The organism is Paenibacillus sp. An7, assembly GCF_009870785.1.
Classification (GTDB): domain Bacteria; phylum Bacillota; class Bacilli; order Paenibacillales; family Paenibacillaceae; genus Paenibacillus.
In genome coordinates this window covers 13,795-30,266 of record NZ_WTWX01000013.1, presented here as the reverse complement: position 1 = coordinate 30,266, position 16,472 = coordinate 13,795, and the positions used below count along the sequence as shown (strand labels likewise).

Here is a 16,472-nt window from a genome sequence, read left to right as displayed (position 1 = left end):
TCTTGCATTATTGTTTGGATTCCAAAGTCTCTAAGTACTCAGAGATTTGGGTTGGTGTTTTCGCCCATTTACTGTGCAAATGAGCGATTTTCTCCCCGTCTTTGAACACAAGCAGACTTGGAATACCGCGTACCTGATTTTGTTCAGCAATCGTCAGGAATTTCTCAGCATCCAGAGCAAAAAACTGCTTATCTTGATGCTTGTCAATGACGTCACCAATAAAGCGGTCTAGATTTTTACAGTCTGGGCACCAGTTCGTATCAAATTTAATGACCGTCAAACGGTCACCGTTAATTAACTCCTGATACTGTTCTTCACTTTGAATTCGTTCCATGTCTTTTCCTCTTTTCTTTACCTATAAGTTTCTACTATAAATGCTGTGTATACTGATTGGCTCTGGTCAATCTTCTAAGCTTATCTAGTTCTTTATCTGTTAGCGGCTCTGTCATTGATGCTCCAATATTACTAAGCAATTGTTCCCTGGAACTAGCTCCAGGAATGACAGTCGCAACAGCAGGATGTGAGAGTGCATAACGAATTGCTAGCTGTGACATACTCCGTTCTTCCGTAACAAAAGCTGATAATCTCTCGCGAATCTCTTTAATTTGCTCGGGTGTATATTCTAGATACCCTTTTAGAGCTTTATCATCTCTGCCATCTGCCAGTGCACCGCCAGCCACCGGCCCTCTCGCTATGACACTTACCCCATGTTCATGAAGAGAAGGAAACACCTCTTCCTCTCCGCGGCGGTCCAGCAAGCTATACTGATTCATTACACTAACGATCGAAGAATGCTGGGTATATTCGCGAATCACATTCGGACGTATCGATGAAATTCCATAATAACGAATGAATCCGGCTTGCTTTAATTCCTCAAAGGCCTCAATTGTTTCTCCTATATGATCTTCCATTGTACCGCCGTGCAGTTGATAAAGATCAATGTAGTCAGTCTGAAGCCTGCGTAAACTATCTTTTACAGCTTCTTTGATATGCTGTTTACTTGGGTCCCAGCGGAGTCCTTCTTGACCGGTCAGACGTCTGTTTCCTACTTTCGTAGCAATGATTACATCTTGTCTGCTTCCTTTAAGAGCCTTCCCCACCAGTTCTTCATTACGCCCATCATCATAAATATCAGCTGTATCCAGAAAATTAACACCATGGGCAATCGCTTCATGTATAAGCGGGATCGCTACCTTCTCATCTATCCCTAGTGACATGCATCCGAGTCCAATTTCACTTACCATTAAATCAGATGAACCAAGCCTGTTCTTTTTCACTCTGAGACCTCCCTTCAGGTTATAGGAATAAAGATAAGATGACAATATTAGTATTGTAGCATGAAGAATAAAGAACACAAAAAATACGCAAAGGGTAGAAGGTAAACCTTCCTTTACCTGTACCCTATGCGCATCCATCATCCACTATTATTTTTTATTATTATTCTTCAAATGCATCACTTACTTCTTTTACCATTTCAGATACCGAGGCAAGACCTCCCCCGGACAAGTACCAGTAGTTTGCATCTAGATAAATAATATGTCCTTCTTTATATGCTTTTGTATTCTTCACCAGGCTGTTTTCAACCAAACCTTTAGCAGAAGAAGTTTTATCATCCGTTGAAACAGCCGCACCGCGGTCGACTACAAACAAATAGTCTGGATCTTTCTCTACAATGTACTCGAACGAGATACTTTGGCCGTGTGTTGAAACTTCAATCGCTTTATCTACGGGAGTAAAGCCAAACACATCATGAATAATTCCAAAACGGGAGCCTGCACCGTACGCGCTGATTTTACCTTCATTAGCAAGGATAATCAGAGCATTTTTACCGCTTGCTGTTACTTTCTCATTAAGCACCTTAATTTCGTCTTCAATTTTCGCAATCTCTGTATTTATTTCATCTGTTTTGTTAAAAATCTGTCCAAGAATCTGCATGTTTTCTTTGTAAGAATCCATGTAGCGAGTTGTATCTACGCCAAGATGAATGGTTTTTCCTATTTTACTAAGCTCATCGTAAGAATCAGCTTGACGACCGGAGATAATGATCAGGTCAGGACTGATTTCCGCGATTTTTTCGAAATCTGGTTCTTTCAAGCTTCCTACGTTCTCATATTTGGAATCTTTATATTTTTCTAGGTAAGGAGGAATATTTACTTGTGGAACTCCTGTAACTTCGATACCTAATTTATCGAGAGAGTCAAGAATCCCCATATCGAATACAACGATTTTTTCAGGATTAGTCTCAAGAGTCGTTTCACCTAGCAAATGAGTAATTGTTACTTCCTTGTTTTGTACTTGTTCTGAAGTTCCATTACTGCCCGCTGCTGCGTTCGTCTCAGCTCCGCCCTCTGCTTCTTTCGTGTCACTGCCGCAAGCTGCCAGTACTACTGTAAGCATCATAACCATAACCAGGGTAAAGATAGAAGATAACTTGAATTTTTTCATTAGGATCACCTCTTATATTATTGGGTTAATCATGAACTTAAAATCTTCTTTATACTCGAAAGGAATAAGAAACACTGCTTTACTTTCTAAGAACAAATTACCTTACCGGAAGTACACGCAAATTTTATTCCCATCAATGATCTGGACAGGTATATCCATCTCATAGATTTCTTTCAGCACCACAGGATCAATAATTTCATCCGTCGGTCCTTCTTTTACGATTTGGCCATCCTTTAATGCAACGATGTAATCAGAGTAACAGGATGCAAAATTGATATCATGGATAACAATGACAACCGTCTTACCCAGTTCATCTGCAAGCTTCCGCAGTACTTTCATGATCTGAACGGAATGTTTCATGTCCAGATTATTCAGCGGCTCATCCAGCAAAATATAATCTGTATTCTGGGCGATAACCATGGCTATAAAGGCTCTTTGGCACTGACCTCCGCTCAGCTGATCCAAAAATTTGTGCTGCATATCCTGAAGCTCCATGTATTCGATGGCTTCATCAACAAATGCCCAATCTTCTTTGGTTAGCTTGCCTTGAGAATAAGGAAACCGGCCGAAACTAACCAAATCACGTATTGTTAACCTTACATTTATGTGGTTGGATTGCTTGAGAATTGCTATTTTCTTTGCAAGATCTCCACTTTTAGAGTTGCTTACATCCATTCCATCAATGAAGATTTCACCGTGATCTTTGCTTATGAGCCTGCTTACCATAGACAACAGGGTACTCTTTCCCGCACCGTTAGGCCCGATAAAAGAAGTGATTTTCCCTTTTTTGATGTTGGTAGTTACATTCTCTACCACATACTTGTTACCGTATAGTTTGGATACCTCTTTCACATCTATCACGATTTATTCTCCTTAAGTAGCAGATAAATAAAGTAAACCCCGCCGATAAAATTAATGATGACACTCAGTGTAGTTGAGAAAGTAAAGATTCGCTCAACAATCATCTGACCGCCTACAAGCGCACTAATACTGATTAGCATCGCTGCTGGAATCATTACTTTGTGCTGATAAGTCTTAAACATTTGATAAGTTACATTGACGACAAGAAGTCCTAGGAAAGTAATAGGTCCAACAAGTGCGGTAGAGATGGATACGAGGATCACGACAATGATCAGCATCCGGCGCACAACCAGATTATAAGGAACACCAAGATTAACGGCATGTTCCCGCCCTAGCGACATCACATCCATATACTTACTGAATTTTGTAAAATAAACTCCGATTGCGGCAAAAGCAATAATCGATACAATGACAAGATCTGTATTCACGTTATTAAAGCTTGCGAACATACGATCCTGCACAATTAAAAACTCATTCGGATCCATAATAACCTGCATAAAGGTCGACATACTCTGGAATAACGTTCCCATGACTAAACCGATGAGAAGTAAGAAGAATAAGTTTCTTCCTTCACGTTTGAACAGCAGTTTATACAAGACCCCTGCAAACATCACCATCAGACCGACCGAAATAATAAAATTCATATTCTTGCTGAGGGTAGATACTTGTGCTGATCCGTACATAAAAATAATAAAGGTTTGGATAAGCATATAAAGTGAATCAAGCCCGAGCACACTTGGTGTCAAAATCCGGTTATTCGTAACGGTCTGAAATATCATGGATGAAAATGCAATGGCGCTTCCTGTGATCACAATAGCGAGGATCTTCATTGCTCTTCTAGGAAGAACATAACGCCAGCTGCTGCCTAGATCGACAAAGACAAAGATTCCAATAAGAGCAACAGCAAGAGCAGCGAGAAGTGTAATCTTAGTCTTGTTATTCATAGGCCTTTCTCCTCATCAGCAAGAAAATAAAGATGATACTGCCGAGCACGCCAACCGTTAAACCGATCGGTATCTCATATGGGTAAATAATGATCCGTCCCAGGATGTCGCAGATCAATACAAAAATGGCACCCACTAAAGCAGTGTGAGAGAGACTTTTCTTAAGGTTATCACCCATATACATACTCACGATGTTAGGAATGATCAGACCAAGAAAAGGGATCATACCTGCCGTCAAAATAACGACAGAGGTAACCATCGCAACGATGATAAGACCGATATTGACAATCCACTTATAGTTAAGTCCGAGATTGACAGCGAACTCTTCTCCCATACCGGCTACCGTGAACTTGTTCGCATAAAAGTAAGCGATAATGACAAGCGGTATACTGATATAGATAAGCTCATATTGGCCAGAGATGATCATGGAGAAATCTCCTTGCAGCCAAGAGGAAATATTTTGGATCAGATCGTGTTTGTACGCAAAAAAGGTAGTGATCGAACCGACAATATTACCAAACATGATGCCCACTAGCGGAATAAAAATCGTATCTCTGAATTTAACTCTCTCTAGAATCTTGGTAAATATAAATGTCCCTGCCAGTGCAAATGCAAAAGCAACCAGCATCTTCACGAACGGAGGAGCAGTAGCGAACAGCAACATAGACACCAAAATGCCAAGTTTAGCTGAGTCTTCTGTTCCCGCTGTGGTTGGAGAGACAAATTTGTTTCGTGTAATCTGTTGCATAATCAGTCCGCATATACTCATGCTGGTCCCAGCAATGAGTAGACTTACAAGCCTTGGTAATCGGCTCTCCAGTAAAATCTGCTTCTGAATGTCATCTAAGTTCAGCAAATGCCAAGGCTGGATATCCTTTACTCCGATGAAAACGGAAAGAAGGGATAAGATGATAAGTAAAATAAATAAGTATCGCTTCTTCATAACCGTTCCTTCCTCTTCTCCGTTTATTCAGGAGGATAGGGATATTACTTACATCTGAAAAAAACGGATGGATCATTATGTAGGAAACTCTGGTATTAATTGCCTCAGATAATGATATTCATTATCAATTAGACACAAGATTCATTGTATCATTACAATCTTATCTGTCAATGCTATTACGCAAAAAATTTAAACAATAAAAAAGCGGAGAAACTAGATTAGCTAGTTTCTCCGCTTTTTTAGTCGTTATCTTACTTGTTAATAGGCTGACCTGCGTATGCCTGCACATTCAGTGGAGCTGACAAGTATTTAGGTGCTTTAGCTACAAATGCCTGGAAATGAGCACTTGCATTATGAGAAGCTACAGCATCCTGATCTTTCCATTCTTCGATCATTAGATAGGTATTCTCTTGCTCTGTATCTTTAAAAAGTTTGTATGAAACATTGCCTTCTTCAGCGCGTGAAGACTCTACCAACTCTTTTACTGCTTCAAGAAATCCAGACTCTACAGCAGGGTTCACTTTCATTTCTGCATGAATAATTATCATAGGTATTCTCCTCACTTCCACTGTGCAACACGGTCTATAGGCAGACGTGTTGTCTTACGTGCTTCTTTAGCTGCTTTACCGATGGAGATTAGCATCACAGGTACGTAACGTTCTTTATCCATTCCAAATGCTTCTGCAATTCGGGATTTATCATAACCGCCGATTGGGTTAGTGTCATATCCATGAGCACGTGCAGAAAGCATGAACTGCATAGAAACCAATCCGGAGTCAATTAAGATCATTTCGCGGAATGTTTCAGGTGACATACGTCCAAACAATGTAGTGTAGTTGGCCATAACCTGCTCTTTTACCTCTTGTGGGAGAAAGCCGCGTTCTACAGAACTGCTCATAATATCATCTGCATTGTCAAATGCATTCATATCTCCAAATACTGCAATAACTGCAGAGGAAGTTTTAACTTGATTCAAGTTTCCTGGTGCCAGCTCTTCCAGTGTTGCTTTCCCTTCTGGGCTGTCAATAACTAGGAATCTCCATGGTTGAAGGTTAACGGAAGATGGAGCAAGTGTTGCTTCTTCCAAAATTTCTGTCATTTCTTCACGGCTAATTTTAACCGCAGGGTCATACACGCGCACCGAACGGCGGGAAGAAATGACTTCATTATAATCTTTGATTACTGAATTTACAGTCATGGTAATAGGCTCCTTTTATCTATATCATTTATTCGTCTTTCCGGGATCTTTCATTTGGTGGATCTGGTTATTTAGCTTCTGTAATGTTTCAAGAAACTGAATACGCTCTGCTTCTGTGAGATCGGTTTGCAGTTCCTCCATAAATCGTTCTTTCTCCGCTTTGAAAGCTTCTACTTTGTTTTTTCCTTCTTCCGTCAGCTGAACTAACGTAATCCGGTTATCGCTCTCGCTTCTCGTGCGGAGTAGTATTCCTTCCGCCTCCAGTTGCTGAACGTGACGTGTCACAGCAGCAGGATCAATGGATACTGCCTTCTGTAAATCAGATTGGCTGATTTCTCCACCCGTCAGTTTACATAAGAGTTCAAGCCGATTAGGACTTACACCCGCACAGCGTTCAAACCGGGTAGCAATATGCTTATTAAGATGCATAAGCAAATATAATAGGTCTTCCGTACGACATGTAGAGATAATAAAGACCTCCTTCAAATCATTGACACCTCAATGGTTGATGGGTCAATTATATTCCTTATTTTCTAAACAAGCAAGTTTTTTTTGCAAAAAAAGACCGAAATATCTCTTGAAAAGAGACATTTCGGTCTTTTATCCATCCACTATTTCTTACATATTATAGGAACTGCCCACAACTACTCGGTCTTAATAATAAGGTGCCATCATAAGATACACAATTACCCCTGTAAAGCTTACATAAAGCCAAATCGGCATCGTCCATCGCGCAATCTTCCGGTGTTTTTCTACCTGCATTGTCCAGCCCCACACGAGTGAAAAAAGAGCAAGCGGCACAATGACAGCAGCTAAAAAGCTATGCGTGATCAAAATGGTAAAGTACACAGGACGAATAAATCCTTCTCCTCCAAACTTGGATGTCTCCGGAGAAATGTAATGGAAGGTAAGATAGGTTACTAGAAATAACAATGTGGAAGCAAATGCTGCAATCACAAATCGTTTATGAATCTTAACATTTTTCTTTAGAATAGCAATGAGTGCTGCTAGCAAAAAAATAAACGTAAAACTGTTGAGTACTGCGTTGATCCGCGGGAGTATTGTATAATCAAAATGCACTTCACCGTTATAACCTACTGGTGCAAAAAAGAGCAACAATATAATAACATTGGCAATCAATGAAAAGCTAATAATGATTCCCGCAAAATTCTTCTTCGTCGTCGGGACGTAGTCACTCTCTTTTACTATACCTTTGCTCATAACGAACGTTATCCTCCTCTATAGGTAAATCCTTACTTCAATTATAAACTTCATCACAGTTAATTGTTAAGTGACAACACTCTGAACTTTATTCAGGATACTTTGTAACGATTCCCCTTCCCATTTGTTATAAAAAAATGTACAATAAAAAAGAGAAACGTAAAACATATCACAATTATATATATTGTTCACAGGAGGAGTCTGGCACACAAGGCCCCCTCCTGTCTATTTTCAGGCGTATTTATGGGGATCTTGCGTAAATAGGCTTTTTTTGTGTGTAAACATAAAACTTCCTCACTGGCGGACAATATAAACCTACTTCGAAAGGGGAACAACGATGGATTTTATTTTTATTTTACACCTCGTGCTCATTCTTATTTTCACCAAAATTGCAGGTCATCTATCGGTCAAATTAGGCCAGCCTTCCGTCCTTGGTGAATTAATTGCAGGGGTTATTCTCGGTCCGGCGATCCTTGGCTGGGTTCAACAGACGTCGTTTATCCACGAATTCTCTGAAATCGGCGTACTTGTTCTTATGTTCATTGCAGGTCTGGAAACGGATTTGGATCAACTTCGTAAGAACTGGAAGGCTGCTTTAGCCGTTGCCGTAGGCGGGGTTATTTTACCATTCTTTGGGGGATATGGAGCAGCACTAAGCTTCGGTATGGAGAACCATCACGCCCTATTCTTCGGTCTTCTATTCTGTGCTACTTCCGTAAGTATATCTGTACAAACGCTAAAAGAAATGAACCAGCTTAGTTCGAAAGAGGGTACCACCATTCTTGGAGCCGCTGTTGTTGATGATATTCTAGTTGTCATCTTGCTGGCAATAATGATGAGTATCCTCGGAACAAGTGGAGAAAGCGTAAGTATTGGTAGTCTTATTGGAAAGAAAGTTCTTTTCTTCGCTGTCATCATTGCCGCATCCATCTGGGTCGTACCTCTAATGATGAAATGGTTCGCCAAACTGAAAGTAACAGAAACTGTGATTTCTGGCGGAGTCATTATTGCACTCGCCTTTTCCTATTTTGCTGAATGGATGGGTATCGCAGGTATTATTGGTGCATTTGCTGCAGGTATTGCGATTTCACAGACTGAATTTAAGCATACGGTTGAAAGTAAGCTTGAACCGATCGCTTACAGTTTGTTTGTTCCTGTATTCTTTGTAAGCATTGGACTCAATGTCGATTTTGAAGGAGTCGGATCTCAGATCGGATTCATTATCGTAATCAGTATCGTTGCCATTGTGACAAAACTATTGGGCGGAGCCTTGGGTGCGCGTCTGACTGGATTTAAGGGACGTTCATCTTTTTCCATCGGTGCTGGCATGATTTCTCGCGGAGAAGTCGCTCTGATCATTGCAGGTACAGGTCTTGCATCCGGTCTGCTTGATCCTGAATATTACACCTCACTCATCATTATGGTCATTGTCACAACCCTAGTAACACCACCGCTTCTTAAAATCATGTTCTCTAATAAAAAGGAAGTTAAGTTGGAGAACAACCGTTAATTATATATAAATGAATCAAATAAACAGGCTTATACATCACAGTAAATAGGGATGTATAAGCCTGTTTTTATTTTTTTATATGGGTCATTGCTTGGTATCCTGTATCATCATCTTATCTACATAAGAGTAATATAATCATTATTCGTCCATATATTGTTCGTACTCCGTATTCAGTCTTGTTTCTTTGCAATGAACTGAACCGCAAGATGAATAGAAAATCTGGACACGGTCTGTCTCCTGCACACCGAGCTCACTATAACAGTCCCGACACAAAATCACACCCAGCGGATTAGAGCTCTTGTATTTCTCCACCTAAGTAAACCTCCTCTTTTTTCGTTTCTTCTCTACATATATAGTAAGCGTTATCATGTTTTATGACTCTCCTGTGATAAAAAAATGCCCGGCAGAAATGCCAGACATTTATTATAAGGACCCTTTTTTATTTATCAGGTAAACTGCAAGAACCATCCGTACATAACGCAGCATCACTGCCTCCGATAACCTTCATTGGCTGAGATTCAGACCAAGCCTGCGTCAATGCATCTGTGAACACTTGAGGTGGCTGAGCACCCGAAATCCCATATTTACGATCAATTACAAAGAAAGGAACACCTTGAATCCCAAGCTCAGCACCTTGTTTCTCATCTCTGCGCACTTCCTCAGCATAGATCGATTCTTCCAGAATCTTCTCTGCCTGTTTGGGATCCATTCCAATCTCACCAGCAAGACGTATAAGAACTTCCCTGCTGCCAATATGTTCGCCTTTTTCAAAATAAGCGGAGAAAAGTAATTCTGTCATCTCACTTGCTTTCCCTTGCTCTGCAGCAAAATGAGTTAAACGGTGTGCATCAAACGAATTCGTTGGTTTAATAACGTCAAAATTATAGTTCAGTCCAACCGTACGCGCTTGTGCTACGACATTTTCTGTCATTGATTTTGCCTCTTGAACAGACATTCCGAACTTTTTCGCAAGACTGTCGTAAGTTGTCTGATCTGTATCGCGTGATCCGTTTGGATTCAGTTCATAACTACGATAAACGACTTCAACTTGATCTTTATGAGGAAACGACTCCAAAGCTTCTTCAAAGCGGCGTTTTCCAATATAGCAAAATGGACACATATAGTCCGACCAAATTTCAATTTTCATTGTATATCCTCCCAGAAATATGATGGAATTACCATGTTGCTATATAATATTAGTTAACCATAATCAATAACAGTAAATTAATGGTATAAAATAAAAACTTTTTATTCAGGGCGCTCTAGTGAAAACATCTGACCTAGCTTGGAGTAATGATTCCCTGCAAGGCGGCTAACCGGCTGAAGTTCGTTCGCATCGATCCGGCCATGATCTATTATGGACTCGGCTACGTGAAAACGAACAACCCGGCCGATGATTAAATCACAGGAAGGAGCACTCTCTGTTCCTCCTAAGGGATACGCTGCTTCAAGGACACACTCCATACGGAATTTTGCCTCTTTTACTCCAGGAACTTGTATTAGGTCACTTGAAACCACAGTTAGTCCGGCCTTTTCAATCTCACTTTCGGAAGGAGGTAAACTCTCCGCAGTCAGATTAATCCTAGCGACATTCATCTCGTCGGTTATATGAACGACAAACTCTTTCTGGTGCATTGCATGACGTGCTGTATCTTTCGGATATCCATTTTTCCGCTGTACCGAGATCGAGATCATTGGAGGATCCGCTGTTACGATATTGAAATAGCTGAAAGGAGCTCCATTGATCGTTCCCTCTTCCGATAAAGTCGTCACAAAAGCAACCGGTCTCGGAATAATACTTCCCGTGAGAAGTTTATAATTTTCTCTTTCCGTTTGAGTAAGAGGATCAATACTTCGCATAGACATTTCCATTTGAAAATTAGCTCCTTTTATCTTTACATCTGATCCTGTTTCAGCACACGAACAACAATGGGAGCAAGATTCTGTTCAAGCGCAGTACGCTTATTCTCATACCATTCTGGAAGCATTAAACTCTCACCCAGCTCTTCCTCAGGTTCATCCACAGTAAATCCAGGAGGATCTGTAGCAATCTCGAACAGAATTCCCCCTTGTTCCCGGAAATAGAGTGCTTTAAAGTAATTCCGATCCTTTACAGGGGTTAGCTCAAATCCGTCTGCTTTTACGGCAGCACTCCAGCGTAGATGATCTGCTTCATCCGCTGCTCTCCAGGCAATATGATGAACAATCCCGGTACCGTTTCTCCCCGGTGCTATCTGTGTTTTGCTTACATCAATCAAATTGCCTAGATTTCCTGTTGATCGGAAACGAACAGCACCCTTATCTTCACCTACTTTGGTCAATCCGAGTGTATTCTCTAGGGTCGTCATCGTTTCTTTTGGATTTGTGCTATAGAGCAACGCCCCACCGAATCCCTTAATTGCTTTCTCAGAAGGTACACCGCCAAAGGTCCACTGGCTTGAAGGTCCTTCTTCTCTCTCTACAAGTTCAAGCTGTAGTCCATCCACATCTCGAAACTGTACATAACTTTCTGAAAAACGTTCTACCATCGTATATGAAATACCAAATTTATTCAAACGTTCCTTCCAGAAATCAAGTGAACCGACAGGCACTGCATATGTTGTCCACCCAACCTGACCTCCGCCTATTGTTCCTTTACGTCCCGTAGGGAACGGGAAGAAGGTGATCACTGTGCCTGGGCTCCCTTGTTCATTACCAAAATAAAGATGATAGACATCCGGAGCATCAAAGTTAATTGTCTTTTTTACAAGTCGTAATCCAAGAACCCCTGCATAGAAATCTACGTTTTTCTGAGCGTCGGATACGAAAGCTGTAATATGATGAATTCCTGCCGTTTGTTGTCTCATCTTGTTCACCTCTTCTAATATAGTAAGTTCATCCTATTTATTCGTTTTACTGAATCAAAGCATCAATAGAGTAAGCTCCTGCCCCTGTAAAAGCGACACCAATCAGCACTGCCATGAGAATGACATTAAGCTCAACACCATTTGCTGTTGCCCAGAAACCATTGGGTCCATGCACCTTGACCATCGCTACAATCATCGTAAGTGCAAGCAGTACAGCGACAACTGGAGTGAAGAGTCCTGCTGCAAAAGCAATCCCGCCTACGAATTCAACAAGTCCTGCCATGACTGCTGCAGCCACCCCTGGTTTAATTCCAATGGACTCCATCCATCCTCCTGTACCTTTGGGACCATAACCGCCAAACCAGCCAAATAATTTCTGTGCTCCATGTGCTGCAAAAATAAGTCCTACCACCAAGCGAATAATTAGCAATCCTGTTCCTACCATTTGTAATTCCTCTTTTCTTTGTTCGTTAATGTGTTTGAAATATAATTATCAACAGTTAGTTTAGAATCATTTATCTTAACTTTAAGATAATTTTGTAAAAAAATAGATTCTTCTTATCGTTGATTGTTATTTTGATCAAAATCACCAGTACAGTGATCTACAAGTTTAACAGCCGCTTTTTTTCATTCTTATGTAATGTATGAGCAGCTAAGTCTTCTGAGCGGATAAACCAAGTTTCTTCAGCAGATCAATTACCTCTACCTTTTCTTCATCAGTCAGTCCAGTCATTGTAGATTCAATCACTTTCTGGTGTTCTGGAAAGATCGCCTCCATCATTCCATTACCTTGTTCCGTGATCTCCGCATAAGTCACCCTGCGGTCAGACGAACAAGCAACCCTTCTAAGAAGCCCTTTGTTCTCTAGCTTATCCGCAGTATAGGTAATGCCGCCGCTCGTTATTAGCAGTTTCTCGCCCATTTGCTGCATCGGGATTTTTCCTTTATGGTACAAAAGTTCCAACATTGCAAATTCAGTCTCAGATAATCTGTGTCTTTTCATATCCTTCACTGCTTGTTCCATAATTACCCTGTAAGCTTTGGAGAGAATAACGAACAATCTTAATGATAATGAGTCATTATTCATTACGTTTATCCCTCTCTCTTCATTTATCTTAAATTTAAGATATTTATAATATATATCCTTTTTATCTAAAATGCAACCTTCTTTTCTAAAATAAGAAATAAGCCGAATCCTACCCAAAGAAAATAGGAAAGGAATCGGCCCATTTTTATTTTGACACGGCATTAACAGGATCTATATATTCACCTCTATGAAGCAAATCCTCCGTGTTTAGAAAAAGCAGAAGTTCTTCATTAAATTTAGCCTGCTCATCGAACATCATGGCATGACCGCTTTGTTCAAACATAATCAGTCTGGAACCAGCAATCGCTTCACTTGTGAGTCTGGCAAGATCCGGTTCACATATTTTGTCCTTTGCTCCATGAAAAATAATGGTAGGTACCTTAATCTTAGACAAGTCCGAACGCAAATCTTCTTCCCGTAAAGACAAAGCTGCCTTAACTGTTCCATGGTGCGAAGCTTGTAGACAAAGAGATTGAAGCCAAATCATCATACCTGCTTTTGTTTTGGTTTTTGTAAATTGAAGTCCTAATTTAGTCAGCATCTTCGGCCGATCTTCAAAAGCAGCAACAATCATTTGTTCGGTGAACTCCTCAGGATTCATTCCATAGTCAAAATCATCTCGTTTCGTAAACACGGGCGCTGCTGCTCCTGCCAACACGAGACTTTTAACCCCATGTCCATTATGCCGAGCCATATATCGTATCGCAACTGCGCCTCCCATGGAGAAGCCAAACAATGTAGCACCTGTAACCCCGAGCTCATCAATAACCGTCCTAACATCATCGGCAAGTCGATCGTAAGAATAGCTCTCCCATGGAGCATCCGATTTACCAAATCCACGAAAATCAATACCAATACAGCGATATCCATTAGCGGGCAGACGGGAAAATTGATATTCAAACATTTTATGATTAACAGGCCAACCATGAAGGAAAATAACAGGAGTCCCTTCCCCTATATCTTCCACGTAAATTTTCACGTTTTCTTCAACTTGTATATAGCGTCCCATCGTTTCTCCTCCTAACAGGAATAAATAAACTTCGATCCTTTTTACTGATATGCCTTTCCCTTATCATCACGTAGCTTCTGAGATAACCTTGTGAGTATATTTAACCTTGGTCGGATGAATCCAAACGCAGCAGATAACATAAGGAAAGAAGCATTCCTGTATAGGCTTAGGAACGGAGAAACCGATAAGCATCCGGCGAAATTCCAGAAATCGTCTGTATCGTACCCTGGTGCTGATTGTCTCTTCCAACTAAAACAGGGCGTTTACGGAACTCGCTTGGTGAACACCCCACTTTTTCTTTAAAACATTTATGAAAATAAGAGTACGTACTAAATCCGCAGGAATATGCAATACTTTCTAGACTTGCTTCTGTATACTGAATTCGCTCGATCGCATGTGACAGGCGGATCTCACCAGCGTATCCGATGATTGTATAACCGGTGACCTCTTTAAATAGGTGTACAGCTCTCGATACACTCAGTCCAGCATGATGAGCCACTTCTTCCACCCGCAGAGGACGAAGTGCATGATCATTAATATATTGCTTCATTTTGACAACCAGCTCATTACTTCGAACGGAATCCTGCCCTTGCTTCCGATCAGTGACCCATGTTACCTGATCCAACGTTAGTAGTAGCGTACATAACAAGTGACCTATAATCTCCTGGTTGTTCCGATTTACTCGGTGCTGTTCGACGGACAACTGCTGCCATAGATACAAAAGATGATCATCTAATGGAATTCTTTTTAAAGTATCGCGATGATGTCTTCCCCACCATTCATCCATCCAGCTTCCGTCACACAGTAAAAAGTAATCACCGCTTTCCGTATCTTCCCCCTCTTTGCCTACCCTTAAATGATAAGGTTCCCCTGGAGGATACATGAGGAGATCTCCGGGTGAAATTGGTTTCATTTCTCCATGAACTAGAGCTTTTGCAACGCCCAACACCTGAAGCCGAATTAAATAAAAAGGCGGCGGATTATAAGATGTTTTAAAAGGACGATTATGTAGAGAATAAGAACAAGCATGTAATCTTATGTCCATCAAAATAACCCCTTTAGCCAAATAGTTGAGGTTTTCAGTTAAATACCGTATATATTATTATTGTCTTTTTCAAGTATACTATAACGCGGTTGGCTATCTAATTCTAAATAACATAGAGGAGTAACTTATTATCATGATAAAAAGACTCATTGGACTATTTTCTATTCCTTCTTATGCCCTGCTCTTTTTGTGTATGTTGCTGCAGGGAATGGCGATCTCACTCAGTGCGCCTTTTCTATCAATTTATTTTACAGAGCAACTCGGTGTATCTGTAGGGGTATTTGGTGTTTTTCTTGCCGTCACTTTAATTGCCGGGGTCTGGGTCAGCATATTGATTGGGAAACGTTCTGACCTGGGTTTGAATCGAAAACATATCTATATCGTCTCCACCCTGTGCAATGCCTTGGCTTTTAGTGGATACTTGCTCATTAAAGACTTTACGATCTTGTTCATATATATGACCGTGTTCACAGCACTTGGTGCACCAGGTATGCCTCAATTATTTGCCATTGCTAGAGAAGCTGTAACGAAGAGCCAATCTACTGATCATTCCTTTGCTAATTCTACCTTACGTTCTGCCTTCTCCCTAGGTTTTATTACAGGTCCATTATTTGGTACCCTGCTTCTGGAGGCCGTCGGTTTTAGCGGTATTTTTTCGGGAACGATTACCATTTTCCTTCTTGTTGCATTTCTCGTCTTTGCATTCCTGAAATCAAATGTAGAACTAAAGACCAGCGGCACAGGAAGTCCGGCACAAAGTATACGGCTGCATCAAAATCGGACGATCTTGCTTCCTTTTCTTATCCTGACACTGCTTTATATAGCTCACTGGATGAGCAGCCTAAATACGGCTCTCTTTATTACGAACAACTTAGGCGGGACAACAACAGATGTTGGTCTTGTCAGCAGTATTTGTGCTGCACTGGAAATTCCTTTTATGATTATGCTTGGTCTTCTAGGCTCAAAATATAGTAACCGGATCCTGATGTTGTATGGGGCTATTCTAGGGGGAGCGTATTATCTCGTTGTCGTCATCTCAGGTGAGATGTGGCAAATGCTTGCTGCGCAGTTACTGCTTGCTTTCTTTGTTGCGGTTATCTCTGCCATCGGCATCAGCTATATGCAAGATCTGCTTCCAAGCATGCCTGGATACGCATCAACGCTCTACTCTAATTCGTCAACGATTGGCAGACTGGTGGGCAGCCTTGTTGGCGGGGGAGTAGCAAGTATTGTAGGTTACCGTTATTCATTCTTGTTCTGTTTTGTACTTGTTAGTGCTGCTGCCATCATGCTTGTGGTAAGCGAACGACACTCAAAAAATGGGTCACAGAAATTAGCCGTATAATCTGATCTCCATTTTAAA

Annotated in this window: 20 protein-coding genes; 2 read left to right on the top strand and 18 right to left on the bottom strand. The window is 40.9% G+C overall.

Annotation, left to right across the window (positions count from 1 at the left end; translation table 11 throughout):
• Window positions 1–7: 7 nt before the first annotated feature.
• The 10 genes from GQY27_RS14730 to GQY27_RS14685 all read right to left on the bottom strand — a co-directional run bounded on the left by GQY27_RS14730 (window position 8) and on the right by GQY27_RS14685 (window position 7,612).
• The gene (locus GQY27_RS14730) at window positions 8–334 is read right to left on the bottom strand and encodes a thioredoxin family protein (RefSeq protein WP_160035719.1); all 327 of its coding nucleotides are present in this window, start codon (window positions 332–334) and stop codon (window positions 8–10) included.
• A 34-nt stretch (window positions 335–368) separates the two neighbouring features.
• Window positions 369–1,277 (bottom strand): aldo/keto reductase, encoded by a 909-nt coding sequence (locus GQY27_RS14725; RefSeq protein ID WP_160035717.1) that lies wholly within the window; start codon window positions 1,275–1,277, stop codon window positions 369–371.
• 160 nt (window positions 1,278–1,437) lie between these two features.
• Window positions 1,438–2,445, bottom strand: coding sequence for a siderophore ABC transporter substrate-binding protein (locus GQY27_RS14720; protein ID WP_160035715.1), 1,008 nt, complete (start codon window positions 2,443–2,445; stop codon window positions 1,438–1,440).
• 102 nt (window positions 2,446–2,547) lie between these two features.
• Window positions 2,548–3,306, bottom strand: a complete 759-nt coding sequence (locus tag GQY27_RS14715) for an iron ABC transporter ATP-binding protein (protein WP_160035713.1) — start codon at window positions 3,304–3,306, stop codon at window positions 2,548–2,550.
• On the bottom strand, window positions 3,303–4,250 hold the full coding sequence (locus tag GQY27_RS14710; RefSeq protein ID WP_160035711.1) for an iron chelate uptake ABC transporter family permease subunit: 948 nt from the start codon (window positions 4,248–4,250) through the stop codon (window positions 3,303–3,305). Before GQY27_RS14710 ends, GQY27_RS14715 begins: the two co-directional genes overlap by 4 nt.
• A complete protein-coding gene (locus GQY27_RS14705; protein WP_160035709.1) occupies window positions 4,243–5,193 on the bottom strand; it encodes an ABC transporter permease in 951 nt (316 codons plus the stop codon). Before GQY27_RS14705 ends, GQY27_RS14710 begins: the two co-directional genes overlap by 8 nt.
• 251 nt (window positions 5,194–5,444) lie before the next feature.
• Window positions 5,445–5,741 carry a putative quinol monooxygenase gene (locus tag GQY27_RS14700; RefSeq protein WP_160035707.1) on the bottom strand — a complete coding sequence of 99 codons (297 nt, stop codon included), beginning with the start codon at window positions 5,739–5,741 and terminating at the stop codon, window positions 5,445–5,447.
• 11 nt (window positions 5,742–5,752) lie between these two features.
• On the bottom strand, window positions 5,753–6,391 hold the full coding sequence (locus tag GQY27_RS14695; protein WP_160035705.1) for a nitroreductase family protein: 639 nt from the start codon (window positions 6,389–6,391) through the stop codon (window positions 5,753–5,755).
• Window positions 6,392–6,415: 24 nt separating this feature from the next.
• Window positions 6,416–6,877 carry a MarR family winged helix-turn-helix transcriptional regulator gene (locus GQY27_RS14690; RefSeq protein WP_160035703.1) on the bottom strand — a complete coding sequence of 154 codons (462 nt, stop codon included), beginning with the start codon at window positions 6,875–6,877 and terminating at the stop codon, window positions 6,416–6,418.
• A 168-nt stretch (window positions 6,878–7,045) separates the two neighbouring features.
• On the bottom strand, window positions 7,046–7,612 hold the full coding sequence (locus GQY27_RS14685) for a DUF420 domain-containing protein (protein WP_160035701.1): 567 nt from the start codon (window positions 7,610–7,612) through the stop codon (window positions 7,046–7,048).
• Between the two features lie 337 nt (window positions 7,613–7,949).
• Here GQY27_RS14685 and GQY27_RS14680 point away from each other — a divergent pair, with 337 nt between their 5' ends.
• On the top strand, window positions 7,950–9,122 hold the full coding sequence (locus tag GQY27_RS14680; RefSeq protein WP_160035699.1) for a cation:proton antiporter: 1,173 nt from the start codon (window positions 7,950–7,952) through the stop codon (window positions 9,120–9,122).
• A gap of 138 nt (window positions 9,123–9,260) precedes the next feature.
• Here GQY27_RS14680 and GQY27_RS14675 read toward each other — a convergent pair whose 3' ends face one another.
• The 8 genes from GQY27_RS14675 to GQY27_RS14640 all read right to left on the bottom strand — a co-directional run bounded on the left by GQY27_RS14675 (window position 9,261) and on the right by GQY27_RS14640 (window position 15,109).
• The gene (locus tag GQY27_RS14675; RefSeq protein ID WP_160035697.1) at window positions 9,261–9,434 is read right to left on the bottom strand and encodes a GapA-binding peptide SR1P; all 174 of its coding nucleotides are present in this window, start codon (window positions 9,432–9,434) and stop codon (window positions 9,261–9,263) included.
• Between the two features lie 127 nt (window positions 9,435–9,561).
• Window positions 9,562–10,269 carry a DsbA family oxidoreductase gene (locus GQY27_RS14670; protein WP_160035695.1) on the bottom strand — a complete coding sequence of 236 codons (708 nt, stop codon included), beginning with the start codon at window positions 10,267–10,269 and terminating at the stop codon, window positions 9,562–9,564.
• 101 nt (window positions 10,270–10,370) lie between these two features.
• A complete protein-coding gene (locus GQY27_RS14665; protein ID WP_160035853.1) occupies window positions 10,371–10,982 on the bottom strand; it encodes a flavin reductase family protein in 612 nt (203 codons plus the stop codon).
• Window positions 10,983–11,017: 35 nt separating this feature from the next.
• Complete coding sequence (locus GQY27_RS14660) at window positions 11,018–11,968, bottom strand: ring-cleaving dioxygenase (protein WP_160035693.1); 951 nt, start codon at window positions 11,966–11,968, stop codon at window positions 11,018–11,020.
• A 46-nt stretch (window positions 11,969–12,014) separates the two neighbouring features.
• Window positions 12,015–12,413, bottom strand: a complete 399-nt coding sequence (locus GQY27_RS14655) for a DoxX family protein (RefSeq protein WP_160035691.1) — start codon at window positions 12,411–12,413, stop codon at window positions 12,015–12,017.
• Window positions 12,414–12,620: 207 nt separating this feature from the next.
• Complete coding sequence (locus GQY27_RS14650) at window positions 12,621–13,055, bottom strand: MarR family winged helix-turn-helix transcriptional regulator (RefSeq protein ID WP_160035689.1); 435 nt, start codon at window positions 13,053–13,055, stop codon at window positions 12,621–12,623.
• Window positions 13,056–13,200: 145 nt separating this feature from the next.
• Window positions 13,201–14,064, bottom strand: coding sequence for an alpha/beta fold hydrolase (locus GQY27_RS14645; protein WP_160035687.1), 864 nt, complete (start codon window positions 14,062–14,064; stop codon window positions 13,201–13,203).
• 166 nt (window positions 14,065–14,230) lie between these two features.
• Window positions 14,231–15,109 (bottom strand): AraC family transcriptional regulator, encoded by an 879-nt coding sequence (locus tag GQY27_RS14640; protein WP_160035685.1) that lies wholly within the window; start codon window positions 15,107–15,109, stop codon window positions 14,231–14,233.
• A gap of 133 nt (window positions 15,110–15,242) precedes the next feature.
• On the opposite strand from GQY27_RS14640, the gene GQY27_RS14635 reads away from it, so the two are divergent.
• A complete protein-coding gene (locus GQY27_RS14635; RefSeq protein ID WP_160035683.1) occupies window positions 15,243–16,454 on the top strand; it encodes a sugar efflux transporter in 1,212 nt (403 codons plus the stop codon).
• The last annotated feature ends 18 nt before the right edge of the window (window positions 16,455–16,472 follow it).